At 72.1% G+C, this 613-nt stretch carries 1 protein-coding gene; it reads right to left on the reverse strand.

The window, feature by feature from the left end; translation table 11 throughout:
- Positions 1–60: 60 nt before the first annotated feature.
- Positions 61–613: SigE family RNA polymerase sigma factor (locus tag FNQ90_RS25995; RefSeq protein ID WP_194432911.1), on the reverse strand; the 553-nt coding region annotated here is incomplete at its 5' end.

Consider the following 613-nt stretch of genomic DNA (forward strand, 5'->3'; position numbering starts at 1 on the left):
CCTCCGCCCCCCGGCTCGGGTCCCCCACCGGGCGCCTGTCGGCACCCGGCCCGGCGGTGGTCAGGCCACCAGTTCCCCGAAGCACAGGTCCCGGTCCCGGCCGGGGCCGAGCGTGCGGTCCTCCCGCAACCGGCGCAGGGTGCGCCAGATGCTGCTCTTGACCGTGCCGACGCTGATGTTCAGGGTGTCGGCGATCTCCGGATCGGTGCGTCCCTCGTAGTAGCGCAGGACCAGCATGGTGCGCTGCTGTTCCGGCAGTCGGGCGAGCGCCTGCCACAGGACGGTCCGCAGCTCGGTGCCGCGCATGGTGTCCTGCTCGCCGGGCTCCTCCGGCAGTTCCTCGGTCGGGTACTCGTTGAGCTTGCGACGCCGCCAGGCGCTGATGTGCAGGTTGGTCATGGTGCGGCGGAGGTAGCCGCCGACCGCGCCCTTGTCACTGATCCGGTCCCAGGCCCGGTAGGTGGACAACAGCGCGCTCTGCAGCAGGTCCTCCGCCTCGTGGCGGTCGCCGGTGAGATGGTAGGCGGCGGCGTAGAGCGAGGCCCGGCGCTCCTTCACGTAGGCGGTGAACTCCGCCTCCGCGTCCCCGGAACGCCACTCCCCCGTGCGATCC

This window comes from Streptomyces alkaliphilus (genome assembly GCF_014141535.1).
Lineage (GTDB): Bacteria > Actinomycetota > Actinomycetes > Streptomycetales > Streptomycetaceae > Streptomyces > Streptomyces alkaliphilus.